Origin of the sequence: Massilia sp. (assembly GCF_031995545.1) — a bacterium.
In the GTDB taxonomy this organism is placed as follows: Bacteria; Pseudomonadota; Gammaproteobacteria; order Burkholderiales; family Burkholderiaceae_D; genus Telluria.
The window spans coordinates 19,218-42,807 of the sequence record NZ_DAMAGA010000032.1 but is presented as its reverse complement, the minus strand read 5'-3'; the positions used below and the strand labels follow the sequence as shown (position 1 = coordinate 42,807).

The 23,590-nt window shown below is 65.5% G+C and carries 19 protein-coding genes; 12 read left to right on the top strand and 7 right to left on the bottom strand.

The annotated features are described in order from the left end of the window. Positions 1–125: 125 nt before the first annotated feature. Together fdxA and RTQ83_RS18740 are read right to left on the bottom strand one after the other, a co-directional pair. Positions 126–449 (bottom strand): ferredoxin FdxA, encoded by a 324-nt coding sequence (gene fdxA, locus RTQ83_RS18745; protein ID WP_312517778.1) that lies wholly within the window; start codon positions 447–449, stop codon positions 126–128. Between the two features lie 300 nt (positions 450–749). Continuing rightward, positions 750–2,201, bottom strand: coding sequence for a hypothetical protein (locus RTQ83_RS18740; protein ID WP_312517775.1), 1,452 nt, complete (start codon positions 2,199–2,201; stop codon positions 750–752). Positions 2,202–2,403: 202 nt separating this feature from the next. Here RTQ83_RS18740 and RTQ83_RS18735 point away from each other — a divergent pair, with 202 nt between their 5' ends. Then, entirely contained in the window at positions 2,404–2,685 is a 282-nt protein-coding gene (locus RTQ83_RS18735) for a polyhydroxyalkanoic acid system family protein (protein WP_312517772.1), read from the top strand. Between the two features lie 54 nt (positions 2,686–2,739). Here RTQ83_RS18735 and RTQ83_RS18730 read toward each other — a convergent pair whose 3' ends face one another. Together RTQ83_RS18730 and RTQ83_RS18725 are read right to left on the bottom strand one after the other, a co-directional pair. Beyond that, complete coding sequence (locus tag RTQ83_RS18730) at positions 2,740–2,994, bottom strand: acyl-CoA-binding protein (protein ID WP_312517770.1); 255 nt, start codon at positions 2,992–2,994, stop codon at positions 2,740–2,742. A 165-nt stretch (positions 2,995–3,159) separates the two neighbouring features. Further along, positions 3,160–3,516: an FKBP-type peptidyl-prolyl cis-trans isomerase gene (locus RTQ83_RS18725; protein ID WP_290416773.1), complete on the bottom strand. Its 357-nt coding sequence runs from the start codon at positions 3,514–3,516 to the stop codon at positions 3,160–3,162. A gap of 207 nt (positions 3,517–3,723) precedes the next feature. Between RTQ83_RS18725 and RTQ83_RS18720 the strand changes: the two genes are divergently transcribed. From RTQ83_RS18720 to RTQ83_RS18695, 6 genes are all read left to right on the top strand, one after another. Further along, positions 3,724–4,542 (top strand): EI24 domain-containing protein, encoded by an 819-nt coding sequence (locus tag RTQ83_RS18720; protein ID WP_312517768.1) that lies wholly within the window; start codon positions 3,724–3,726, stop codon positions 4,540–4,542. Positions 4,543–4,668: 126 nt separating this feature from the next. After that, a complete protein-coding gene (locus RTQ83_RS18715) occupies positions 4,669–5,460 on the top strand; it encodes a molybdopterin-binding protein (protein ID WP_312517766.1) in 792 nt (263 codons plus the stop codon). A gap of 297 nt (positions 5,461–5,757) precedes the next feature. Further along, the gene (locus tag RTQ83_RS18710; protein WP_312517764.1) at positions 5,758–9,051 is read left to right on the top strand and encodes a transglycosylase domain-containing protein; all 3,294 of its coding nucleotides are present in this window, start codon (positions 5,758–5,760) and stop codon (positions 9,049–9,051) included. Continuing rightward, positions 9,048–10,502: a TAXI family TRAP transporter solute-binding subunit gene (locus tag RTQ83_RS18705; RefSeq protein ID WP_312517762.1), complete on the top strand. Its 1,455-nt coding sequence runs from the start codon at positions 9,048–9,050 to the stop codon at positions 10,500–10,502. The genes RTQ83_RS18710 and RTQ83_RS18705 overlap by 4 nt, the downstream gene beginning before the upstream one ends. 186 nt (positions 10,503–10,688) lie before the next feature. Then, the gene (locus tag RTQ83_RS18700) at positions 10,689–12,278 is read left to right on the top strand and encodes a diguanylate cyclase (RefSeq protein ID WP_312517760.1); all 1,590 of its coding nucleotides are present in this window, start codon (positions 10,689–10,691) and stop codon (positions 12,276–12,278) included. 83 nt (positions 12,279–12,361) lie between these two features. Beyond that, a complete protein-coding gene (locus RTQ83_RS18695; protein WP_312517758.1) occupies positions 12,362–14,326 on the top strand; it encodes a CocE/NonD family hydrolase in 1,965 nt (654 codons plus the stop codon). Positions 14,327–14,363: 37 nt separating this feature from the next. Here the strand turns inward: RTQ83_RS18695 and RTQ83_RS18690 are convergent, their stop codons facing one another. Beyond that, complete coding sequence (locus RTQ83_RS18690) at positions 14,364–14,819, bottom strand: rhodanese-like domain-containing protein (protein WP_312517755.1); 456 nt, start codon at positions 14,817–14,819, stop codon at positions 14,364–14,366. Between the two features lie 317 nt (positions 14,820–15,136). On the opposite strand from RTQ83_RS18690, the gene glnA reads away from it, so the two are divergent. The 5 genes from glnA (at position 15,137) to corA (ending at position 21,011) form a co-directional block, all read left to right on the top strand. Beyond that, positions 15,137–16,552 carry a type I glutamate--ammonia ligase gene (gene glnA, locus RTQ83_RS18685; RefSeq protein WP_290416766.1) on the top strand — a complete coding sequence of 472 codons (1,416 nt, stop codon included), beginning with the start codon at positions 15,137–15,139 and terminating at the stop codon, positions 16,550–16,552. Between the two features lie 189 nt (positions 16,553–16,741). Next, entirely contained in the window at positions 16,742–17,260 is a 519-nt protein-coding gene (locus RTQ83_RS18680) for a DUF4124 domain-containing protein (protein ID WP_312517750.1), read from the top strand. A gap of 23 nt (positions 17,261–17,283) precedes the next feature. Beyond that, positions 17,284–18,387 carry a nitrogen regulation protein NR(II) gene (gene glnL / locus RTQ83_RS18675; RefSeq protein WP_312517748.1) on the top strand — a complete coding sequence of 368 codons (1,104 nt, stop codon included), beginning with the start codon at positions 17,284–17,286 and terminating at the stop codon, positions 18,385–18,387. A 72-nt stretch (positions 18,388–18,459) separates the two neighbouring features. Then, positions 18,460–19,959: a nitrogen regulation protein NR(I) gene (gene ntrC, locus RTQ83_RS18670; protein WP_312517746.1), complete on the top strand. Its 1,500-nt coding sequence runs from the start codon at positions 18,460–18,462 to the stop codon at positions 19,957–19,959. Between the two features lie 83 nt (positions 19,960–20,042). Continuing rightward, on the top strand, positions 20,043–21,011 hold the full coding sequence (gene corA / locus RTQ83_RS18665; protein ID WP_312517744.1) for a magnesium/cobalt transporter CorA: 969 nt from the start codon (positions 20,043–20,045) through the stop codon (positions 21,009–21,011). A 3-nt stretch (positions 21,012–21,014) separates the two neighbouring features. On the opposite strand, the gene RTQ83_RS18660 is transcribed toward corA, so the two are convergent. Next, positions 21,015–21,881 (bottom strand): EamA family transporter, encoded by an 867-nt coding sequence (locus RTQ83_RS18660; protein ID WP_312517741.1) that lies wholly within the window; start codon positions 21,879–21,881, stop codon positions 21,015–21,017. After that, complete coding sequence (locus RTQ83_RS18655; protein ID WP_312517737.1) at positions 21,881–23,497, bottom strand: NAD(P)/FAD-dependent oxidoreductase; 1,617 nt, start codon at positions 23,495–23,497, stop codon at positions 21,881–21,883. Before RTQ83_RS18655 ends, RTQ83_RS18660 begins: the two co-directional genes overlap by 1 nt. Positions 23,498–23,590: the final 93 nt, after the last annotated feature.

The following is a 23,590-nucleotide window of genomic DNA, read 5'->3' as shown; positions in this document are numbered from 1 at the left end:
GATTGGTGAGGCGATGGCAGCCAGCACTGCCATGCGTAACGACCCTTGGGGCTGGCACCGGTACCTCCCGCGCATTGTCGCAGGATGGATGGCGCCGCGGCGCAGCGTCGGCTGCGCCAGCGGGATCAACGGGCCAGCTGGTCGAGCTTGTCCTTGACGTCTTTCCACTCTTCCGCGTCTGGCAGGGCCGGCTTCGTCTTGGTGATCGAAGGCCAGAAGCGCGACAGGTCGGCATTGAGCTTGATGAACTGCTGCTGGTCGCCAGGCACGTCTTCCTCGGCATAGATCGCATTCACCGGGCACTCGGCCACGCACACGGCGCAGTCGATGCACTCGTCGGGATCGATGGCGAGGAAATTCGGGCCTTCCCGGAAACAATCTACCGGGCATACATCGACGCAGTCGGTGTAACGACAACGGATGCACGATTCGGTGACAACGTGGGTCATAACAGTCCTATCAATTGGTGGAGTGTCGCGTCGCCGGGCGCAGATGCGTGAATAGGCCGGCCGGACATGGCAAAGCACTGTATTTTAGGGCAATTCAGGTTTTCCCACAAATTCGCCTATATATACATTCCACATAAGCAAATCATGGCTCAGCTGCACGAGCGTGCGTTTTGACAGGGGCGATCGAGCCTGGCACTGCTCCAGGGTGGGGAGCAGGGAGCGCCAGGCGCAGAGCTGGGTGAGGTCAGGCGGTGCGGCGCGGATGCGCGCACGGCCCGCGGCAGGCGCGGGCCCCGGTTTTTACGCCGTCAGCGTGTCGTCGAGCGCGCTGCCGGCTTTCGGCAACCCCAGGTTCGGCACCCCGGGCGCCAGGCTGCCCGGAGAGATGCCGGGCAGCGCCGGTCCGTGACGGCCGTGCTCGGCGCACCAGCGCGCCAGCAGCCGTGCTTCGCCGGCCAGCACGCGCTCGGCATCGGCATACTCGGCCAGCTGCATGGTGCCGCAGCAGGCGCGCCGGTCCTGGCGCGCGCCGGGCGCGTCGCACACCTTGGGCGCCAGCGGAACGCACGGCAGGAAGGCGGAGCCGACGGCGCCGCTAGTTGGGCCCATGGCGGCTTCCAGCGCCGTGCCAAGGCCGGGCTCGACCACGTCGCGGCGGCTGAACTGGTTGCGGATGAAGCCGCTGTAGGCGGCCGGCTTGCCGTCCTGCGCCACCGCCTGCAGCATGGTGTTGACCACGTCGGCGAAGGTGGCGGCTTCCTCGGGCGCGGCGATCAGGGCGCGCAGTAGCACCCCGGCCAGGTAGCCGGCCACCCGGTGCAGCACGGCGGCGTCGTCCTCGCGCTCGGGCGCGCGCTCGTAGGCGAACAGGTCGGCCAGCACGTCGTACACGGCGCCCGTGAACACCTGCGAGATGGCGTGCACCTGGGTGCCGGCCTGGCCCAGGCGCAGGTCATTGTCGGCGTTGCGCAGGCTGCTCCCGTTGCCGAGCGCCACGCCGAACTGCTCGGCGATGTTGGCCAAGTAGGATTTGTCGTGCAGACTGGCCTTGGTCTGGGCCACGATCGCTTCGCACTGGTCGAACTGCGACAGGGCCAGGAAGATCGCGGTCAGGTCGCCGAAGGCTTCGTGCAGGCCGCCGGTCTGGGGCGGCGCGTCGGCCTGCAGCCAGCGCGGCTTGATGCCGTCCAGCACCGCGTGCGCGGTCTCGTGGGCCACGATGTCGAACGAGCGGCAGGTGTACACGCGCTCGCTGGCGCCGGCGGGCAGGAAGTCGCCGAACTTGAGGCAGCCCTGGGTGCGGCTGTAATAGGCGTTCATCACGTCCGGCAAGCCGTGCGGGAACACTCGCAGCGGACTGGTGTCGACGCTGCTGTTCCATTGCCACGGCAGCGGCATGGCGGCGCCGGCCGCGCCCAGCGCGCGCTGGTACATGGTCAGGGTCTGGCGCACCACGGCGAAGGTGTGCACGGCGTCGAAGCCGGGCGTATCGGGCTGGGTGACGAAGTCGCCGAAGGCGTTCGGCTCGACTGCGGCGATGCCGGGCTCGCCGGGCGCGATGCGGGCGTCGCGCGGGCCGGCCAGCACCACGCCGGGCAGGTAGGCCTTGCGGGTGCCGATCTCGTCCACCGAAGGATCCTGCTTCCACATCAGCACGCGCGCGCCGAAGGCGTGCGGCAGCGGCTCCGCCTCGACTGTCGGATCTTGTTCCGGCGCGCTCGGGTCGCCGAGTTGCAGGGTGGATAATTCCATGTCGACTCCTTCGATGATGAGTGATGCGGACTGAATACGCGCACTGAATACGATTTCATGGTCGCGCGCCCGGCCAGGCGTGCCTTGAGACTCATCAATTGATGCCGCTCGACACCGTCAACAGTAGCGAGCTCTGGCATGAGATCGCTTCGAGTGGCATCATGGCGGATTGTTCGGAATCGACTAGGAAGGATTGTTTCAAATGGCGGAAATCAGCATCGTCCAGCAACACAGCCTGAGCCCGGATGCGGCGCGCTCGGCGGCCGAGCAGGTGGCGCAGCGCGTCGCGCAGGAATATGGACTGGAGTGCAAATGGGACGGCGACGTATTGCGCTTCGAGCGCAGCGGCGTGGAAGGAGCGCTGACGCTGGAGGGGCAGAGCGCCGCGATGCGGATCCGCCTGGGGTTCTTCATGGGGGCGTTCGCACCGGCGATCGAGGCCAAGGTGGCGGACAAGATGCGGCGGGTGTTTACCGCGGCGTGATGGCGCTGCCATGCGGCGCGTCCGGCGCGCCGCATGTCTGAAACGAACGGGCGATCAGCCCTTCAGTTCTTCGATCAGGTCGACATACTGCTGCTGCGCCTCTTCCTGCGAGGTGCCTTTCAGGTTGGCCCATGCATCGTACTTGGCGCGCGCCACAAAGTCGGTCATGCCCGGACGCTCGCCGGTCGCATCGCCGCTCGAACCCTGCTTGAACAGGGCATAGATCTTCAGCAAGGTCATGTTGTCCGGACGCTCGGACAGGTTCTTGGAATCGATTTGCGCCTGGTTGAACTGTTCCTGCAAGCTCATGGAAACTCCCGTGATGATGGTTGGTTGCGGTATTGTCGCTTGGACAATGCGGCAGGCATCTTAGCGCAGGAGGGGCGCGCGGAACCGTGAAACGGCCGCATTTTAGAAGGGAAGTTCAAATGCGCGCGCAGCGGCGCGATGCCGGCGCGCGCAGGTAAAGCAGTCTTAGACGGCCAGCAGTTCGACGTCGAAGATCAGGGTGGCGTTCGGTGGAATCACGCCGCCGGCGCCGCGTGCGCCGTAGCCCAGGCTGGCAGGGATGGTCAGACGGCGCAGGCCGCCGACCTTCATGCCCTGCACGCCTTCGTCCCAGCCGCGGATCACGTGGCCGGCGCCCAGCGCGAACTGGAACGGGTCGTTGCGGTCCTTGCTCGAATCGAACTTGGCGCCCTGGGTGCCGTCGTCGTTGCGCAGCCAGCCGGTGTAGTGCACGGTGACGTGCTGGCCGGCCTTGGCTTCGTCGCCGCTGCCGGCGATCAGTTCTTCGTATTGCAGGCCAGAATCGGTAGTGGTGGTGGACATGGTATTCCTTGTTGTTCAGATTGAACGGCGATTGTAGTCCATGGGTTCCGAAAGTGCCATGCGCGCGCTGTTCGCACCAATGCCATCGCCGCCTCGCCGTGTCCGGTGGCGGCGAAGTTGTGCGTAAAATGACAATCCCGACATCTCATCAGGAGCCAGCATGCGCGCCGCCGCCCGACCGATCCATCACGCGCCCCGGGTCTCGCCATGAAAGGCGTGCTCACCGCCTACCGGCGCGCGCTGCGCGCGCAGTTCAGCGGCCGCATGCTGCTGCTGTCGCTGGCGCCACTGCTGCTGTCGCTGCTGCTGTGGGGCGTGCTGCTGTGGCTGGGCGCGCAGCCGCTGCTCGACTGGCTGCAGGGCCTGTTCGCCGAGTATGGCGCCCACGAGACCAGCAACAGCGTGCTGGCCATGCTGGGCCTGGGCATGCTGAAGGTGATGGTGGTGCCGCTGCTGGCGATCGCGCTGCTGCTGCCGCTGATGATCGCTTCCAACCTGCTGTTCATGGGTGTGATCGCGATGCCGGCGATCGAGCGTCATGTCGGCCGGCGCCAGTTTCCCAAGCTGGAAAAGAAAGAGGGCGGCAGCTTCTTCGGCAGCCTCGGCATCAACCTCGGCAGCACGATCGTCTTTGCCTTGCTGTGGCTGCTGACGCTGCCGCTGTACGCGGTGCCGCCGCTGGCCTGGCTGGTGCAGGCGGCGCTGTGGGCCTGGGTGACGTCGCGCGTGATGAGCTACGACGCGCTGGCCGCGCACGCCAGTCAGGCCGAACGCCTGGCCCTGATGCGGCGCCATCGCACCGCGCTGCTGGCGATCGGTTTCGCCTCCGGCCTGGCCGGGGCGCTGCCCGGCATCGCCTGGATGGGTGGCGCGGTGCTGTCGTTCGTGCTGTTCCCCGTGCTGGCCATGGTGTCGGTGTGGCTGTACATCATGATCTTCCTGTTCGCCGGACTATGGTTCCAGTATTACTGCCTGCAGGCATTGGAAGAATTGCGCGCGCAGGAGGCACTGCAGCCGGCGCCGTGACCGTGGCTGGCCGATTTTCCCGCGCTTGTGCACCGATGGCGCGGCTGGCGCGTTGAACGCACTGGACCGCAGTGGCGGCGCATTCAACACGCGGCAAGCAACACGCTGCACCGAACGGAGCATGGCATGGGTTTTGGCCTGATCGTCGTTGGCGACGAGATCTTGTCCGGCAAGCGGCAAGACAAGCATTTTTCGAAAGTGATCGCACTGCTGGCCGAGCGCGGCCTGCAACTGTCGTGGGCCGAATTCGTCGGCGACGATCCGGCGCGCTTGACGGCGTTGCTGCGGCGCAGTTTCGCCGGCGACGACATCGTGTTCTCGTGCGGCGGCATCGGCGCCACGCCGGACGACCACACGCGCCAGTGCGCGGCGGCCGCGCTCGGGCTGCCGCTGGTGTTGCACCCGGAAGGCCGGCGCCTGATCGAGGCCCGCATCCGCGCCACGGCGCCGCAAGGCAGCCAGCCCGACCTGGATGCGCCGGACAATCTGCAGCGCTTCAGGATGGCCGAGTTCCCGCAAGGTGCGACCTTGATCCCCAATCCCTATAACGGCATCGCCGGCTTCACGGTGGCGCGGCATCACTTCGTGCCCGGTTTTCCGGTAATGGCCTGGCCGATGATCGCCTGGGTGCTGGACGAATGCTATGCCGGCCTGTTCGGCAGCGGACGCCAGCTCGAGCGTTCGCTGCTGGTGTACGGACAGGCCGAGGCCGCGCTGACGCCGCTGATGGAAGCGCTGCAGCGCGACTATCCAGGCGTGCGCGTGTTCAGCCTGCCGAGCGTGGGCGACGGCAATACGCGGCGCCATATCGAACTGGGTGTCAAAGGCGCGCCCGATCGGGTCGAGCCGGCATTCGCTGCCTTGCGCGCCGAACTGGCGCGGCGTGGCGCCGAAACCGGGCCGTTGCCAGAGGCGTAATAGCGTCTTTGCAAGAAGGAATGTCACCCAGCTAAGTCTTGCTCAGCTACCGATCGGGTGCCCGTTGTTTTTTTGCGAAAATATTCTGTGTTCGTCAAATATGTTAAACGGCGTCTCGCGCGTGTCGTATTGATGTGGTGGAATATTGCCTACGGAGGGCGCGATCTGGAGTTGGATTGCCCTGCCGATTGTGCGAACTAAAGAGACCACAATCACTCGAACGGACCAGCAGCAACATGCATGGCGAGCAGGTTGGCGGGGATTGCAAGCGTTTTGATTCAGACCGGTTAAGCCATCATGGAAAGTATTCGCCGTCTAGCACGGCCTAGTAATGTGTTCGGCAAGCGTGCCGCATCCGCACGGCGCGAGCCGTCGATCGACGCCGCCAACGAGGCGGTGGCGGGTGCGCCTGCGCTCGCCAGCTCGTCCGCGGCTGCGGCCGCACCGGCCGGCGGCAACGACGTCCCCCTGTACGAAGCCTTCCCGCACCTGGCGCCGGGCGGCGGCGCGCCGGGCGAACCCGGCGATCCGTCGGGCGACCCGGGTGAACCGCGTCCGCGCAAGCGCCGCTTCAAGCTGTGGCTGGCGCTCGGCCTGCTGTTGCTGCTCCTGATCCTGGCCGGCTGGGCGGTGCTCGAAATGCGCACCTCCAGGCTGCAGGCAAAAATCTTCTCGGACATGGCCAGCGAGCTGACCTATCGCATGGGCAATGGCCCGAGCGATTCGATCCGCTTCCCGGCGGCCAGCCCCTACGACACCCGCCTGGGCTACGCCGGACTGCCGAACTACCTCGAACGCCTCAAACAGCGCGACTACGCGGTCGCGGCGCAGGCGCGCATCTCGCCAAAAATGGTCAAGATGCACGACCTCGGCCTGTACGCCACCTATCACGAAAAGACCAAGGTCGGCCTCGAGATCCTCGATTGCCGCTCCCAGCCGCTGTTCACCTCGCGCTTCCCCGAGCGCTTCTACCACGACTTCAATGCCGCGCCGCCGCTGCTGGTGCAGAGCCTGCTGTTCATCGAAAACCGCGAATTGCTCGACCCGAGCAATCCGCGCCGCAATCCGGCAGTCGAGTGGGACCGCTTCTCGAAGGCCGTGTTCGACAAGACGCTGTCGAGCGTCGGCCTGGGCGGCGAAGGCCGTGTGGCCGGCGGCAGCACGCTGGCGACCCAGATCGAAAAATACCGGCACTCGGCCGAAGGGCGCACCGGCTCGCTGACCGACAAGATCATCCAGATGTCGTCGGCCACGCTGCGCGCCTACCAGGACGGCGAAGACACGACCAGGGCGCGGCGCCAGATCGTGCTCGACTACCTGAACACGGTGCCGCTGTCGGCCAAGGGCGGCTACGGCGAAGTCAACGGTATCGGCGACGGCCTGTGGGTCTGGTACGGGCGCGACTTCGACAAGGTCACCGCCATGCTGAAAGGTCCGATGACGAGTTCGGATGCGGTGCTGGCCTACAAGGAAGCGCTGTCGCTGATGATCGCCCAGCGCCGTCCGGCCTACTACCTGGGCGCGGGCGAAAACGATTTGGAAACCTTGACCAACAGTCACCTGCGCGTGCTGGCCCAGGCCGGCGTGATCTCGCCCCAGCTGCGCGACGCCGCACTCAACGTCAAGCTGCAGCCGGCGCTGCACAGCGGCGTGGCCGCGCCGCCGGCCGACGCGTTTGTTTCGCGCAAGGCCGCCAACGCGGTGCGCAATCACCTGGGTTACCTGGTCGGCGACTCGCGCCTGTACAACATCGACCGCCTCGATCTGTCGGTGGTCTCGACCCTGGACGCCAACGCCCAGCAGGCGGTGACGGCGGCGCTGCGCAGCCTGACCGATGCCGAGCACGCCAAGCAGGCCGGCTTGACCGGCAAGGGTCTGCTCGGCAACGGCGACCCGGCGCAGGTCGTGTACAGCTTCACGCTGATGGAGCGCGGCGAGCACGTCAACTACCTGCGGGTGCAGACCGACAACTACGACCAGCCGCTGGACATTAACGAAGGCGCCAAGCTCGATCTCGGCTCGACCGCCAAGCTGCGCACGCTGGTGACTTACCTCGACATCGTCGACCAGTTGCACAAGCGCTTCGAACCGATGGATAGAATCGGCCTGATGGGCGTGGAAGTCGATGCCAAGGACCGCATGTCGCAGTGGGCGCTGGAGTATTTCAGGTCGCTGCCGGACGGCGCCGACCGCGGCCTCACGCCGATGCTGCACGCGGCGATGGAGCGCAAGTACTCGGCCAATCCGGGCGAGCGCTTCATGACCGGCGGCGGCCTGCACACCTTCGGCAACTTCAGCAAGCTCGACGACAGCCGCATCATGGACGTGCACCAGGCGCTGCGTAATTCGACCAACCTGGTGTTCGTGCGCATGATGCGCGACGTGGTGCGCTACTACATGTTCCAGCTGCCGGGCTCGTCGGCCCAGCTGCTGGCCGACGCCAACGATCCGCGCCGCGCCGCCTACCTGGCGCGCTTCGCCGACAACGAAGGCAAGGATTTCCTGGCCAAGTTCTGGAACAAGTACAAGGGCAAGACCCCGGCGGAAGTGGACCAGCTGCTGTTCTCGGGCGTGCGTCCGCTGGCTTCGAAGCTGGCCGCGGCCCACCGCACGGTGGTGCCGAACGCCACGCTGGACCAGTTCGGCGCCTTCATCAATGCCACGCTGCCGTCCGCCAACGAGGTCGATCCGGAACGCATCCCGAAGATGTACGAGATGTACGACCCGCGCAATATGTCGCTGGCCGACCGCGGCTACGTGGCCTCGGTGCACCCGCTGGAACTGTGGCTGGTGAGCTACCTGCGTACCCATCCGAAAGCCACCTGGTCCGAAGTGACCGCGGCCAGCGTCAAGGAACGCCAGGAAGTCTACCAATGGCTGTTCAAGACTAGCCGCAAGAACGCCCAGGACAAGCGCATCGCCGGCCTGCTGGAAGTGGAAGCCTTCCTCAAGATCCACGCCCAGTGGAAGAAGATGGGTTATCCGTTCGATTCGCTGGTGCCGTCGTTCGCGACCACGCTGGGTGCCTCGGCCGACCGTCCGGCCGCGCTGGCCGAGCTGATGGGCATCATCGTCAACGGCGGCGTGAGGAAACCTGTCGAGCGCATCGACTCGCTGCACTTCGCCAAGGACACGCCGTACGAAACCCTGGTGCGCCGTAACAAGGGCGGCGGCAAGGAACAGGTGCTGGCGCCGGAAGTCGCGCGCACCGTGGCCGACGCCATCCAGGGCGTGGTCTCGGACGGCACCGCCAAGCGCGTGAAAACCGCCTTCGTGCAGTCGGACGGCCAGGTGATCGCGCTGGGCGGCAAGACCGGTACCGGCGACCAGCGCTTCGACGTGTATGCGCGCGGCGGCCGCCTGATCGAGTCGCGCTACGTGAACCGTTCGGCCACCTTCGTCTTCAATATCGGCGAGCGCTTCTACGGCAGCATGACCGCCTACGTGCACGGTCCGCAGTCCGAGCACTACGACTTCACCAGCGCGCTGCCGGTGCAGCTGCTGGTAACGCTGGCGCCGAGCCTGATGCCGATGATCGAACCGCCGGCGGTGGCGCCGGGCGCGCCCGCGCCGCGCCAGTGCGTGCGTTGAACAAGAAAGAGCAGGGCGCGTCCAGATACATCGGCCGCGCCCGCAACGCCGTTTCCTCGCGCCTGCAGAACTTCAGCATCGTCTCCCTGCGCGACCTGGTGCTGGCTTCCGGCCCCACCGTCCTGACGGTGATCGCGGCCCTGCTGCTGGCCTACTGGTGGGTCGACCCGGCCCCGCCGCGCAGCCTGCGCCTGGCCACGGGCCAGGAAAATTCCGCCTACGAACAGTTCGGCAAGCGCTACGCGGCGCTGCTGGCGCGGGACGAGATCAAGGTCGCGCTGCAGAGTTCGCTCGGCTCGCGCGACAACCTGGAGCGCCTGCGCCGCGGCGAAGCCGACGTCGCCTTCGTGCAGAGCGGTTCGACCGATCCCGACCCCGACCTTTCTGGCGAGGACGACATCGAAAGCGCCGGCCTGGTCTCGCTCGGTAGCCTGTTCACCGAACCGGTGTGGCTGTTCGTGCGCGAAGGGGCGGGCGTGCGCCAGCTGACCGACCTGCGCGGCAAGCGCATCAACCTGGGTCCGGAAGGCACCGGCGTGCCGCGCCTGATCCGGCAAGTGCTGGACGCCAACGGCATCGCACCGACCCAACTCCGGATCGGCGACCTGGCCGATACGCCTGCCACGGTCGAACTGCTGGCCGGCCGCATCGACGGCCTGGTATTCAGCTCGGCGCCGGAAGCGCCGCTGATCCAGATGCTGCTGCAGACGCCTGGCATCCGGCTGTTCGACTTCGCCCAGGCCGAAGCGTATACCCGGCGCCTGCCGTTCCTGACCCATGTGGTGCTGCCGCGCGGGATCGTCGACCTGGGGCGCAACATCCCGGCCCAGGACTACCATCTGATCGCACCCACCGCCACGCTGGTGGCGCGCGAGGAACTGCATCCGGCGCTAGTCGGCCTCTTGGTGAAAGCCGCCGGCGAGATCCACGGCGGCGCCGGCTGGTTCCAGCAGCAGGGGCAATTCCCGTCGCCCAAGTACACCGAGATCCCGGTGGCACCGGAGGCAGCGCGCTACTACCGCGACGGCCCGCCGCTGCTGCAGCGCTATATGCGCTTCTGGCTGGCCAACCTGGCCGAGCGGCTGTGGGTGGTGGTGGTGGCGCTCACCGCGCTGCTGATCCCGCTGTCGAAAATCGTGCCGCCGATCTATGTCTGGCGCGTGCGCTCGCGCGTGTACCGCTGGTATGGCGAATTGCGCGCCATCGAGCAGGCGTATGAAGACAGCGGCGCCGCGCCCGGCGACGCGGTGCGCAAGGACCTGGGACGGCGCCTGGACGGGCTGGAAGACCGGGTCAACCACATCTCGGTGCCGTTGGCTTATGCGGACGAGCTGTACCGCCTGCGCAGCCATATCCACCTGGTGCGCGAACGCGTGCGCGGCGCGCAGCAGATCGACGGCGCGCCGGCTCGCCCAGCCATCGATCCGCAAGCCTCGCATTCCCCAGGCTGAAGCCGCCGGACAGGGCGCATGTCCAAGAGCGTTGTATTCATTCCACGCATTCGGCAAAATGCGAAAATTCGGCAACGGCTGTGATACATTGTTTGCTTGCTGTGTGGAAATGAATGTTGCGTGGGTTCGTCGACCGGAAGTTGTCCCTGACGAACCATGCCTTTCCTCTTTTAATCGACCGCGCCCATGCTAGATTTTTCGCAATCCCATATCGACCGTCTCGACCAGATGTGCAAGCCGATGGTCAAGCGCACCATCACGCTGATCGGCGGTATTTCGCTGCTGCTGGTATGCCTGCACCTGTGGAGTCTGTTTGCCGCGCGCCAGGCCGAGATCGACGGCACCGCTACCAGCACCGCCAACATGGCGCGCGCGCTGGCCTCGCATGCCGAGCGCACAATGGAACTGGGCGATGCCGTGCTCGATGAAATGGTCGAGCGCGCCGAGAACGGCGAACTGACGGCCAACGGGGAAAAAACGCCGGCCGTGCACCTGCATGCGCGCCTGACCCATATCGCCACCGTGACACCGCAGATCCAGGAACTGTTCATCTACGGCGCCGATGGCGAACGGCTGGCTACCTCGCTGCCGCACCTGCTCGCGGGCAATAACTCCGATCGGGAGTATTTCCGTTACCACCAGACCCATGCCGGCCGTGGCACCTATATCGGCAAGCCGATCCGCAGCCGCTCGACCGGCATCCTCACCATTCCGCTGTCGCGCCGCATCGACCGCCCCGACGGCAGCTTCGGCGGCGTGGCCATGGCCTCGCTCAAGCTGAGCTTCTTCGGCAATTTCTACGACAGCTTCGACGTCGGCAAAACCGGCACCATCGTACTGGCGATCGACGACGGCACGCTGTTGTACCGTCGTCCGTTCAAGGAATCGATGGTCGGCACCAACGTCAGCAATATCGCGATCTTCGATATGTACCGCAGCATGGGCGTGGCCGGCACGTCGATGCGAGTGGCCAAGATCGACGGTATCGAACGCCTGTACAGCTATCGCCAGGTCGAGGGTTTCCCGCTGCTGGTCGCGATCGCCATTTCGCGCGAGGAGATCCTGCACGAATGGTGGGTGGTCGTGATCAAGATGAGCGGCGTGGTGCTGGTGGCGCTGGCACTGCTGGGCTGGGGCGCGCTGCGCATGGTGCGCCAGCTCAAGGTGCGCGAAGCGCTGGAGGACCAGTTGCGCCACGCGCGCGTCAAGCTGGAACAGCAGAACGAAGAGCTGCAGGTGCTGGCCGACAGCGACGGCCTGACCGGCATGGCCAACCGGCGCCACTTCGAGATCACCCTGAACGCCGAGTATGAGCGGGCGCGCCGCAACGGTCAGCCGTGTTCGCTGATCCTGATCGACGTCGATCACTTCAAGAAGTTCAATGACCGCTACGGCCACGTCGCCGGCGACGAATGCCTGCGCCGGGTGGCGCGTGCGATCGACGGCGGCACGCGCCGGCCGACCGACCTGGCGGCGCGCTATGGCGGCGAGGAGTTCGTGGTGATCCTGCCCGACACCGACCTGGAGGGCGCACGCGCCGTGGCCGAGAACATCCGCAGTGCCGTCGTCGATATCGGCACCGAGCATGCCGACAGTCCCTATGGCCACATTACCGCCAGCCTGGGCGTGTTCACCGCGCGTCCGGCGCAGGACGATTGCGCAGCCTCGAGCTGGGTCGAAGCGGCCGACGCCGCGCTGTACGAGGCCAAGACGGCGGGACGCAACCGCGTGGTCTGGCATGCGGCCGAACCCTGCAGCGCCGAGGCAGCGACCTGAGAAGGTTGGCCATTGCCAAGATGGTCATTCCTTCAGGAATCGGATTACACTGACGGCCCCCGTTCTCCGTTCCGAAGGAAGCCATGATCCGCCGTTCGTTTTCCGTTCTCGCCCTGGGCTGCCTGCTGGCCTGTGCGGCCGCGCCATTCGCCAATGCCGCCAGCGCCGATGATGCCGGCACCGAGGCGCCTGCCGCCAAGCGCAGCGTGCGCGAGCTGTACACCAAGTACGAATTCCGGATCCCGATGCGCGATGGCGTGCGCCTGTTCACCACGGTCTACGTGCCGAAGGACGCTGCGCGCGCCTATCCCTTCCTGATGGAACGCACTCCGTACAGCGCCGGCACCCACGCCCAGGGCGAGCTGCGCTACGGCGTCGACTGGATGCCCGAGTCGCTCGGCCCGTCGCCCGAGTTCGAGCAGGCCGGCTACATCTTCGTCGAGCAGGACGTGCGCGGGCGCTACATGTCCGAAGGCGTGTGGCAGGAAATGACGCCGCACGGCAAGGCCAAACTGGAAAAAGGCGAAGGCCGTGAAAGCGAGGACATGCACGACACCGTGGCCTGGCTGCTGAAAAACGTCCCCAACAACAACGGCAAGGTCGGCATCCTCGGCATCAGCTATCCGGGCTTCTATACCGCCGCCAGCATCATCGACTCGCACCCGGCGATCAAGGCCGCCTCGCCGCAGGCGCCGATCGCCGACCTGTACATGGGCGACGATTCCTACCATGGCGGCGCCTTCAAGCTGGCCGGCAATTTCGACTTCTACGCCGCCTTCACCTCGGTCAGGAACCCGACCCCGCTGCCCAAGACCTGGGCCGACTTCGAGTACGGCGAAGCGGACGCCTACGACTTTTTCCTGAAACGCCTGACGCTGTCGAACATCGCCGCCGCCATGAGCGACAACCAGCGCGAGCTGTTCATGCCGAACATCGAGCACGACACCTACGACGCGTTCTGGCAATCGCGCGCGATTGGCCCGCACATGAAGAACGTCAAAGCGGCGGTGCTGACGGTGGGCGGCTGGTACGACGCCGAAGACTTCCAGGGTCCGTTCTCGATCTACCGCGCGATTGCCCGCCTTAACCCGAACACCAGCAATGCGCTGGTGATCGGCCCCTGGGTGCACGGCGGCTGGGCGCGTGGCGACGGTGCGCGCCTGGGCCACGTGCGCTTCGATGCCAAGACGAGCGAGTACTTCCGGCGCGAGATCCAGTTCCCGTTCTTCGAGCAGCACCTGAAGGGCGTCAAGCCGGCCACAACGCTGGCGCCGGTGACCGTGTTCGAAACCGGCAGCAATGTCTGGCGCAGCTACGCGGCCTGGCCGCCGAAGCCGGCCAAGCCGCGCACGCTGTACTTCGGCCCGGACGGCACGCTGGGCTGGGCCCAGCCTTCCTCGAACGCAGGCGCCGGCTACGACGAATATGTGGCCGACCCGCGCCGCCCGGTGCCGTACATCGGCTACCCGGCCACCGGCGTGCCGAAGGAATACATGGTGTCTGACCAGCGCTTCGCCGCCACCCGTCCCGACGTGCTGGTGTACCAGAGCGAGGTGCTGGAAGAAGACGTGACGGTGGTCGGCGACGTGATCCCGAAATTGTTCGTCTCGACCACCGGTACCGACGCCGACTGGGTGGTCAAGCTGATCGACGTGTATCCGGCAGCCTATCCCAACGAGGCACCGGCGCGTGGCGGTCGTGACGTCGGCCCGCCGGCCGTCAACCTGGGCGGCTTCCAGCAGCTGGTACGCGGCAATCCGCTGCGCGGCAAGTTCCGCAACAGCTACGAGAAGCCCGAGCCGTTCGTGCCGGGCAAGGTGGAAGCGCTCAGTTACGGCATCGGCGACGTGAATCACACCTTCCGCCGCGGGCACCGCATCATGGTGCAGGTGCAGAGCTCGTGGTTCCCGTTGATCGACCTGAATCCGCAGACCTTCATGCGCATTCCGGATGCCAAGCCGGAGGACTTCCGCAAGGCGACCCAGCGCGTGTATCGTGCGCCGGGCAATGCGTCGGGCTTGCAGCTGATGGTCTTGCCGAGCAATTAACCTCTCCGCTCGGGCGGATTTACTGTAGGGTTGCAGGTCAGGCGCCGACCCAGGGCAGGCCTGCCTTGCACCAGCCGCCAATCGTCTTGCGGTGGCCTTCGCCATCACGGTCGCCCTCGAACCCTTCCAGAATATCGAACGAGTTCGCAAATCCGAGCTCGGTCGCCACGCGCGCGCTATGGCGCGAACGTACCCCCGAGCGGCACAGGAACAGCAGCGTCTGGTCCCGGTCTGCCACCTGCTCCAGCTGGGCGCCGAAATCCGGATTCGGCACACCGCCCGGATAAGTTGCCCACTGCACCGCCGCCTGCTGGCCTTCGGGAACCGCAACCCGGCCCACCCAGTCGCGTTCAGCATTGGTGCGCACGTCGACGATCTTCACGTTCGGATCGGCTTGCAGCAGTTCGAAGGCCTCTTGCGGCGTCACCGCCCCGGCATAGGGCAGACCGGCACCACGTTCGCGCGCTACTTCCAAAATATTTTCTTTAGTCATGAGTTCTGTTCCGTTTTCGAGCACTGGCTAGCGTTGCACCATCGTGGATCAGTGTATCCTGCGCTGCAATGGTGCGCCGCCCACAGTTTGCACCAAGCCGGTGCAGTCATGCGGGCTGAGCAAATTACAGCGAGGCACCCCGGTTGGCGCGATTTTATGGGTAAACTAGATTGTTTCCCAAGAACGATTTGCGCATGTGTTCATGCAGGATGGTAGACAGCCACCCGGGTGAATGGTTGGCACGCTTCATGCTTGAATATGCTTCAAGTTGTCGGACCGCGTGATCCGACTTCCCTTTTTCAATTAGGAGATTCCGAATGGCAAAGTCCGCCGCAGATGTAATGCAAATGGTTAAGGACAACGAAGTCAAGTTCGTTGATTTACGCTTCGCCGATACCCGCGGCAAGGAACAGCACGTCACGGTGCCGGTGTCGCACTTCGACCTGGACAAATTCGAATCCGGCCACGCCTTCGACGGTTCGTCGATCGCCGGCTGGAAGGGCATCGAAGCGTCGGACATGCTCCTGATCCCGGACCCGAACACCGCCAATCTCGACCCGTTCATGGAAGAGACCACCATCTTCATGCAGTGCGACGTGATCGAACCGTCGGACGGCAAGGGCTACGACCGCGACCCGCGCTCGATCGCGAAACGCGCAGAAGCCTACCTGAAGTCGTCGGGCATCGGCGATACCGCTTACTTCGGCCCGGAACCTGAATTCTTCATCTTCGACTCGATCCGCTGGAAGATCGACATGTCGGGCTGCTTCGTCAAGATCGATTCGGATGAATCGTCGTGGGCCACCGACAAGGAAATCGAAGGCGGCAACAGCGGCCACCGTCCGACCGTCAAGGGCGGCTACTTCCCGGTCCCGCCGGTCGACAGCTTCCAGGACATGCGTTCGGAAATGTCGCTGATCCTGGAATCGATGGGCATCCCGGTCGAAGTGCACCACCACGAAGTGGCCGGCGCCGGCCAGAACGAAATCGGCACCAAGTTCTCGACCCTGGTCGAGCGCGCCGACTGGACCCAGAACATGAAGTACGTGATCTGGAACGTGGCCCACAGCTACGGCAAGACCGCGACCTTCATGCCGAAGCCGATCAACGGCGACAACGGCTCGGGCATGCACGTGCACCAGTCGATCTGGAAAGACGGCAAGAACCTGTTCGCCGGCGACGGCTATGCCGGCCTGTCGGAAACCGCGCTGTTCTACATCGGCGGCATCATCAAGCACGCACGCGCGCTGAACGCGATCACCAATCCGGGCACCAACTCGTACAAGCGCCTGGTGCCGGGCTACGAAGCTCCGGTCAAGCTGGCCTACTCGGCGCGTAACCGTTCGGCCTCGATCCGCATCCCGCACGTGGCGAACCCGAAAGGCCGCCGCATCGAGACCCGCTTCCCGGATCCGCTGGCCAACGTGTACCTGTGCTTCGCCGCCCTGATGATGGCCGGCCTGGACGGTATCCAGAACAAGATCCACCCGGGCGAAGCCGCCACCAAGGACCTGTACCACCTGCCGCCGGAAGAAGACAAGCTGATCCCGACCGTGTGCGCATCGCTGGAAGAAGCGCTGGAAGCCCTGGACAAGGACCGCGAGTTCCTGACCCGCGGCGGCGTGTTCAGCGACAGCATGATCGATGCCTACATCGAGCTGAAGATGAACGAAGTGCAGCGTCTGCGCATGACCCCGCACCCGGCTGAATTCGACATGTACTATTCGTCGTAAAATTCGGTCGTAATCAGACACGTAATCGCTTGATAACGCGAGCGTTGTTGCAGAACGTCGTTCGCGTTGCAGCGAGGTGATCAAAGCGGGGAAAGCCATGGCTTTCCCCGCTTTTTTTGTTGCTTCGGGTATAGTCGGGCGCGACTACAATGCCTGCACGCTGCGTGTGCAGCTTCTCGAGTGATCCGAATGACAAACACCGTATTTCGCCGCGTATTGCCACTGTTGCTGGCCGCGCTGACGCTTCCGTTGTCGCACCATGCCCAGGCCCAGATCTACCGCTGCGTCGACGCCAACGGCCGGCCGCTGTACACCGACGTCAGGGTCGGCAAGTGCCAGCTGATCGATACCGGCCCGTCGCTGCCGGCCTCGTCGCCACCGATCCCGGCGCCGCGTCCGCCGAGCAGCTCGGGCGCTTCGAGCAGCCCGGCGCCAAGCACCTCGCCGGCCAACTTCCCGCGCGTGGACACTTCGCAGCAGCGCGCGCGCGACGACGAACGGCGCGAGATCCTGGGCGACGAGCTGCGCATCGAAGAGAAGAAGCTGGCCGACCTGAAACGCGTATTCAACAACGGCGAGCCGGAACGCCAGGGCAACGAGCGCAACTACGCCAAGTATCAGGAGCGGGTGGCCTCGATGCGCGACGAGATCGGCCGCACCGAGCGCAATATCGAAGCCCTGCGGCGCGAGATCGGGAATATCCGCTGAGCCTCTACTAAAGAATAAAGCCCATGAACGTCCCGCCCAACGTCACCGTCTCCGCCCACGAAGCAGGCGATCCGGCCCGCTTCACCGGCCTCGACCTGCTGGCCTCGGCCGTGCTGCTGCTCGACGCCGACGGCCACGTGCACTACGCCAATCCGGCAGCCGAGAACATGATGGAGCTGTCGCTGAAATCCCTGCAGCGCCACTGCCTGTACGAGCTGTTCACCAACGGCGCCGAGCTTAGCCAACTGGGCAGCCAGGCGCTGGCGCACCAGTACGCCGACCTGCGCCAGGACCTGACCCTGCTGCGCGTCGGCCGCGAGCCGCTGCACGTGAACGGCATCGTCAGCGCGCTGGGCGACGCGACCCTGTTGATCGAGCTGCGCGAGAACGTCCAGCAACTCAAGCTCGACCGCGAAGAGCGCATCCTCGACCAGAGCCAGGCCAACAAGGAACTGATCCGCAACCTGGCGCACGAGATCAAGAACCCGCTGGGCGGCATCCGCGGCGCGGCCCAGCTGCTGGAACTCGAACTGCCACCGCACCACCTGGCCGACCTGCAGGAATATACGCAGGTGATCATCAAGGAAGCCGACCGCCTGCAGACCCTGGTCGACCGCCTGCTGGCGCCGCACCGCAAACCGCACATCGTCGGCGACGTCAATATCCATGAAGTGTGCGAGCGCGTGCGCAGCCTGATCCTGGCCGAATTCCCGCAAGGGCTTGCTATCCGCCGCGACTACGACGCCTCGATTCCCGAATTCCGCGGCGACTTCGAGCAGCTGATCCAGGTGGTGCTGAACATCGCCCACAACGCCGCGCAGGCCTTGCAAGGACGCATCGCCGCGGGCGACGCCGAGATCACCTTGCGCACCCGGGTGGCGCGCCAGGTCACGCTGGCGAAGGTCCGTTACGGGCTGGCACTAGATTTGCATATCATTGACAATGGACCGGGCATCGCACCCGACATCCGCGACCGCATCTTCTATCCGCTCGTCTCCGGGCGCGAAGGCGGAAGTGGCCTGGGGCTCACGCTGGCGCAAACCTTCGTGCAGCAGCACATGGGCGTGATCGAGTGCGAAAGCCGGCCTGGACTGACGGATTTCCGGATCCTGCTGCCCCTGCCGTAAGCAAATGAGGCGGGGCGGGCGGGGCGAGGGCGTCGGTCCATTTTGAATCCATATTGCGGGAAGCACGAATACATGAAACCAATCTGGATTGTCGACGACGATGCATCGATCCGCTGGGTACTGGAAAAAGCCCTGGCCCGCGAAAGCCTGGAGACCCGCAGCTTCGCCAATGCACGCGAGGCATTGACCGCCTTCGAAACCGATACCCCGCAAGTGCTGGTGTCGGACATCCGCATGCCGGGCGAATCCGGCATCGACCTGCTGCAGGCGGTCAAGGCGCGCCATCCCGGCCTGCCGGTGATCATCATCACCGCCTTCTCCGACCTCGACTCCGCCGTGTCCTCGTTCCAGGGCGGCGCTTTCGATTACCTGGCCAAGCCGTTCGATATCGACAAGGCGGTCTCGCTGATCCGGCGCGCGCTGGAAGAAAGCCTGCGCGAAGCCAGCGTGGAAGCGGCGCCGGCCGAGACGCCCGAGATCCTGGGCCATGCGCCGGCGATGCAGGAAGTGTTCCGCGCCATCGGGCGCCTGTCGCAATCGAATGTGACGGTGTTGATCACCGGCGAATCGGGCACCGGCAAGGAACTGGTGGCGCGCGCGCTGCACAAGCACAGCCCGCGCGCGCAGCAGCCATTCATCGCGCTGAATACCGCGGCGATCCCGAAAGACCTGCTGGAATCGGAACTGTTCGGCCACGAGCGCGGCGCCTTCACCGGCGCGCAGGCGATGCGGCGCGGCCGCTTCGAGCAGGCCGAGGACGGCACCCTGTTCCTGGACGAGATCGGCGACATGCCGTTCGATCTGCAGACGCGCCTGCTGCGCGTGCTGTCCGACGGCCACTTCTACCGCGTCGGCGGCCACCAGCCGGTGAAGGCGAATGTGCGCGTGATCGCGGCCACGCACCAGAACCTGGAACAGCGCGTGCGCGACGGCCTGTTCCGCGAAGACTTGTACCACCGCCTGAACGTGATCCGCCTGCGCCTGCCGTCCCTGCGCGAGCGCAGCGAAGACATCCCGATCCTGACGCGCCACTTCCTGGTGCAGAGCGCACACCAATTGGGCGTCGAACCGAAGCGCATGAGCGAACAGGCGATGCGTTTCCTGTCCGGTCTTGAACTCCCGGGCAATGTGCGCCAGCTGGAAAACCTGTGCAACTGGATCACCGTGATGGCGCCCGGCCAGACGGTCGAGATCAAGGACTTGCCGCGCGACCTGACCCAGGGCCAGGCGCCTGTTGCTCTTAATCCTGTCCCGCTGGCCGACGGCATGGTCGGCGCGCTGCCGGTGGCAGGCGGCGGCGGTGTGGTAATGCAGGCCGCGGCTGCAGCGCCAACTGTGCTGCCGGAAGGCTGGGTCGGTCTGCTCGAGCTGCAGGCCGCCGGCATGCTCAGCGCCGGCCAGATGGACGTGATGGACATCCTCGGCCGCCAGTTCGAATCGGCCCTGATCCGCACCGCCCTGAAACACACGCACGGGCGCAAGAACGACGCCGCGATGCGGCTCGGGATCGGGCGCAACACGATCACGCGCAAGATCGTGGAACTGGGGATCGACGGCGCGCGCGACGAGTAGCCTGGTACTGCCGAGATGGGGAACGCGGCGCGTTTGGTGTAAGCTCTTGCATCGGCGCGCCGCGCCCGTTTCAATCCACTGCAATGCTGATCAACTGCGTCGCCTACCAGGAAGGCAAGAAGCTGTCGGATATCCCGGTCGAGGATATCAGCGAATACCTGAAACAACCCGATACCTTCGTCTGGGTCGCGCAGCGCGATCCGGCGCCGGCCGACATCATGCTGATGCAGGAAGAATTCGGCCTGCACGAACTGGCGGTGGAAGATGCGCTGCGCGGCCACCAGCGTCCCAAGATCGAAGAGTACGGCGACTCGCTGTTCGTCGTGGTCCAGATCGTGGAGCTGGCGGGCGACGAACTCAATATCGGCCAGCTGGCCGTGTTCGCGGGCGAGAATTACGTGCTGTCGGTGCGGCGCGATGCCAACCAGGGCTTCCTGGGCGTGCGTGCACGCGCCGAACGCGAGCCGCATCAACTCAAGAAGGGCGCCGGTTTCGTGCTGTATGCGCTGGTCGATGCGGTGGTGGACCGCTATTTTCCGGTGGTCGACGCGCTCGAATCCGAACTCGAATCGATCGAAGACCACATCTTCGGCATGCAGGGCAAGCAGCGCGACAACGTCGAGCGGCTGTATGAACTCAAGCGCAAGGCGCAGACCCTGCGCCATGCGGTCATGCCGCTGATGGATGCGGTCGGGCGCATGTATGGCGGCCGGGTACCCGGCGTGGTGCACGAGACGCAGGAATACTTCCGCGACGTACACGACCACCTGCACCGCATCGCCGGCCGCCTGGATGCGGTGCGCGATACCATCAACACGGCGATCCAGGTGACGCTGTCGATGCTGGCGATCGAAGACAACGAGGTGAGTAAAAAGCTGGCGTCGTACGCCGCGATCTTCGCGGTGTTCACCGCCTTCGCCGGCGTGTGGGGAATGAACTTCGAGTTCATGCCCGAGCTGAAATGGAAGTACGGTTATCCGGTCGCGCTGTTGACGATGGTGCTCGTGTGCGGCCTGCTGTACCGCCGCTTCAAGCGTGTCGGCTGGTTATAGCGTTCAGCGCTTGCCGGCAGTGGCGGCGGCGCCGCCCGAGGCCAGGATCACCAGCGCGATCGCCAGCCACTGGATCGCGGTCAGGCGCTCGTCGAGCATGAAGAATCCCGCCAGCGCCGCGATCGCGGGACCGGCGCTGACCAGGATCCCGAATACCCGCTGCGGCAAGCGGGCCAAGGCCATCATCTCGAGCGTGTAGGGCAGGGCGCTCGACAGCAGCGCCACCGCCAGCCCGCCCATCAGCATCGATGGCGTGAACAGCGCCGCGCCCGCGTGCGCGACGCCGAACGGCACCGCGAACAGGCTCGCCGCCAGCATCCCCCACGCCACCGCCTGGCCGCCCTTCAGGGTCGACACACGCTTGCCGAACACGATGTACATCGCCCAGCAGAACGCAGCCGCCAGCGCATACATCACCCCGACCGGATCGAGCGACGCCGCGCCGTCACGCAAGGGCAGCAGCAGCCACAGGCCAAGTCCGGCGCACGCCACCCATACGAAATCGCGCAGGTGGCGCGAGGCCAGGATCACCACCGCCAGCGGACCGGTGACCTCGATCGCCACCGCGATCCCGAGCGGGATGCGTTCGAACGCGCGGTAGATACACAGGTTCATCATGCCCAGCATCAGGCCGTACACCAGCAGGTTGCGCGCCTCGATGCGCGTGACGCGCGTGCGCCATGGCCGCACCGCCGCCAGCAGCAGCAGGGCGGCCAGGCCGACGCGCAGTGCGGTCAGGCCTTCGCTGCCGACAACCGGGAACAATCCTTTGGCCCAGGCGGCGCCGGCATTGACCGACACCATCGAGGCCAGGATCGCCAGGCCCGGGCCGAGCGCCGTCGCCGAATCGCCCTGGCGCCCGGCCGGCATCACTTGGCCGCCATCGCGGTGGCCACGGCTTCGGCGACGCGGATGCCGTCCACCGCCGCCGACATGATGCCGCCCGCGTAGCCGGCGCCTTCGCCGGCCGGGAACAGGCCGCGCGTGTTCAGGCTTTGCAGGTCGTTATCGTTGCGTTTGATGCGGATCGGCGACGAGGTGCGGGTCTCGACGCCGGTCAGCACCGCGTCTTCCTTGTAGTAGCCCTTGATCTGCTTGTCGAAGGCGACGAAGGCTTCGCGCAGCGCCAGGATCGCGTAATCCGGCAGCGACGGCGCCAGGTCGGTCAGGTGCACGGCGGGACGGAACGACGGCGTCACCGAACCGAATTCCTTCGACGCCACGCCACGCACGAAGTCGCCCATCAGCTGGCCCGGCGCATCGTAGGTCGAGCCGCCCAGGACAAACGCGCGCGACTCCAGCTCGCGCTGGAAGGCGATGCCGGCCAGCGGGTGGCCCGGATAGTCCTCGGGCGTGATGCCGACCACGATCGCGCTGTTGGCGTTGCGTTCGGCGCGCGAGTACTGGCTCATGCCGTTGGTGACCACGCGGCCTTCTTCGCTCGACGCCGCGACCACGGTGCCGCCCGGGCACATGCAGAAGCTGTAGACCGAACGGCCGTTGGAAGCGTGGTGCACGATCTTGTAGTCGGCCGCGCCCAGCAGCTTGTTGCCGGCGTTGGGGCCGAAGCGGCAGACGTCGATCAGCGACTGCGGATGCTCGACCCGGAAGCCGATCGAGAACGGCTTGGCTTCGACATACACGCCGCGGTTGTACAGCATCTCGAAGGTGTCGCGCGCGCTGTGGCCGACCGCCATCGCCAGGTGGCGGGTGGCGAGTTCCTCGCCATTGTTCAGGCGCACGCCGACCACCTGGCGCACGCCGTTTTCTTCCGCGATCAACACGTCGTCGACGCGGGTTTCGAAACGGATTTCGCCACCCAGCTGCTGGATCTCGGCACGCATCTGTTCCACCATTTTGACCAGGCGGAAGGTGCCGATGTGCGGCTTGCTGACGTACATGATCTCTTCCGGCGCGCCGGCTTTGACGAACTCGGTCAGCACCTTGCGGCCGTAGTGTTTCGGATCCTTGATCTGGCTGTACAGCTTGCCGTCCGAGAAGGTGCCGGCACCGCCTTCGCCGAACTGCACGTTCGACTCGGTATTGAGCTTGCGCTTGCGCCAGAAGCCGAAGGTGTCGACGGTCCGTTCACGCACGATCTTGCCGCGCTCGAGCACGATCGGGTTCAGGCCCATCTGGGCCAGGATCAGGGCGATGAACAGGCCGCACGGGCCGGTGCCGACCACCACCGGACGTGGGGTGCCGGGCGCCGGCCTGGCGGCGTCGACGAACTTGTAGCCGGTATCGGGCGAGGGCATCACGTGCTGGTCCTTCAGGCGCGCCAGCACGGCCGCTTCGCCGCGCACTTCGGCATCGATCGAGTAGATCAGCACGATGGCCGACTTCTTGCGCGCATCGTAGCTGCGCTTGAAGACGGTGAAGTCGATCAGGTCGGCGTCAAGCACGCCCAGGCGCGCCAGGATGGCTTCGCGCAGGGCCGCTTCGGGATGGTTCAGGGGGAGTTTGAGTTCGTTAATTCGCAGCATGAGGGCGGTCGCTGGTGAGGCGACAAAAGTGACGGGCAAACCGCTATTTTACTTCAGCCGGCCTTTCATCCTGTGGGCATGACAGCAGAGTTT

Bases quoted from the DNA above. Each gene is read 5' to 3' on its own strand.
- RTQ83_RS18695 (WP_312517758.1), top strand. From the start codon at position 12,362: ATGATCCGCCGTTCGTTTTCCGTTCTCGCCCTGGGCTGCCTGCTGGCC.
- RTQ83_RS18720 (WP_312517768.1), top strand. From the start codon at position 3,724: ATGAAAGGCGTGCTCACCGCCTACCGGCGCGCGCTGCGCGCGCAGTTC.
- glnA (WP_290416766.1), top strand. From the start codon at position 15,137: ATGGCAAAGTCCGCCGCAGATGTAATGCAAATGGTTAAGGACAACGAA.
- RTQ83_RS18700 (WP_312517760.1), top strand. From the start codon at position 10,689: ATGCTAGATTTTTCGCAATCCCATATCGACCGTCTCGACCAGATGTGC.
- RTQ83_RS18680 (WP_312517750.1), top strand. From the start codon at position 16,742: ATGACAAACACCGTATTTCGCCGCGTATTGCCACTGTTGCTGGCCGCG.
- glnL (WP_312517748.1), top strand. From the start codon at position 17,284: ATGAACGTCCCGCCCAACGTCACCGTCTCCGCCCACGAAGCAGGCGAT.
- RTQ83_RS18735 (WP_312517772.1), top strand. From the start codon at position 2,404: ATGGCGGAAATCAGCATCGTCCAGCAACACAGCCTGAGCCCGGATGCG.
- RTQ83_RS18725 (WP_290416773.1), bottom strand. From the start codon at position 3,516: ATGTCCACCACCACTACCGATTCTGGCCTGCAATACGAAGAACTGATC.
- RTQ83_RS18660 (WP_312517741.1), bottom strand. From the start codon at position 21,881: ATGCCGGCCGGGCGCCAGGGCGATTCGGCGACGGCGCTCGGCCCGGGC.
- RTQ83_RS18740 (WP_312517775.1), bottom strand. From the start codon at position 2,201: ATGGAATTATCCACCCTGCAACTCGGCGACCCGAGCGCGCCGGAACAA.
- RTQ83_RS18715 (WP_312517766.1), top strand. From the start codon at position 4,669: ATGGGTTTTGGCCTGATCGTCGTTGGCGACGAGATCTTGTCCGGCAAG.
- ntrC (WP_312517746.1), top strand. From the start codon at position 18,460: ATGAAACCAATCTGGATTGTCGACGACGATGCATCGATCCGCTGGGTA.
- RTQ83_RS18655 (WP_312517737.1), bottom strand. From the start codon at position 23,497: ATGCTGCGAATTAACGAACTCAAACTCCCCCTGAACCATCCCGAAGCG.
- fdxA (WP_312517778.1), bottom strand. From the start codon at position 449: ATGACCCACGTTGTCACCGAATCGTGCATCCGTTGTCGTTACACCGAC.
- RTQ83_RS18730 (WP_312517770.1), bottom strand. From the start codon at position 2,994: ATGAGCTTGCAGGAACAGTTCAACCAGGCGCAAATCGATTCCAAGAAC.
- RTQ83_RS18710 (WP_312517764.1), top strand. From the start codon at position 5,758: ATGGAAAGTATTCGCCGTCTAGCACGGCCTAGTAATGTGTTCGGCAAG.
- RTQ83_RS18690 (WP_312517755.1), bottom strand. From the start codon at position 14,819: ATGACTAAAGAAAATATTTTGGAAGTAGCGCGCGAACGTGGTGCCGGT.
- corA (WP_312517744.1), top strand. From the start codon at position 20,043: ATGCTGATCAACTGCGTCGCCTACCAGGAAGGCAAGAAGCTGTCGGAT.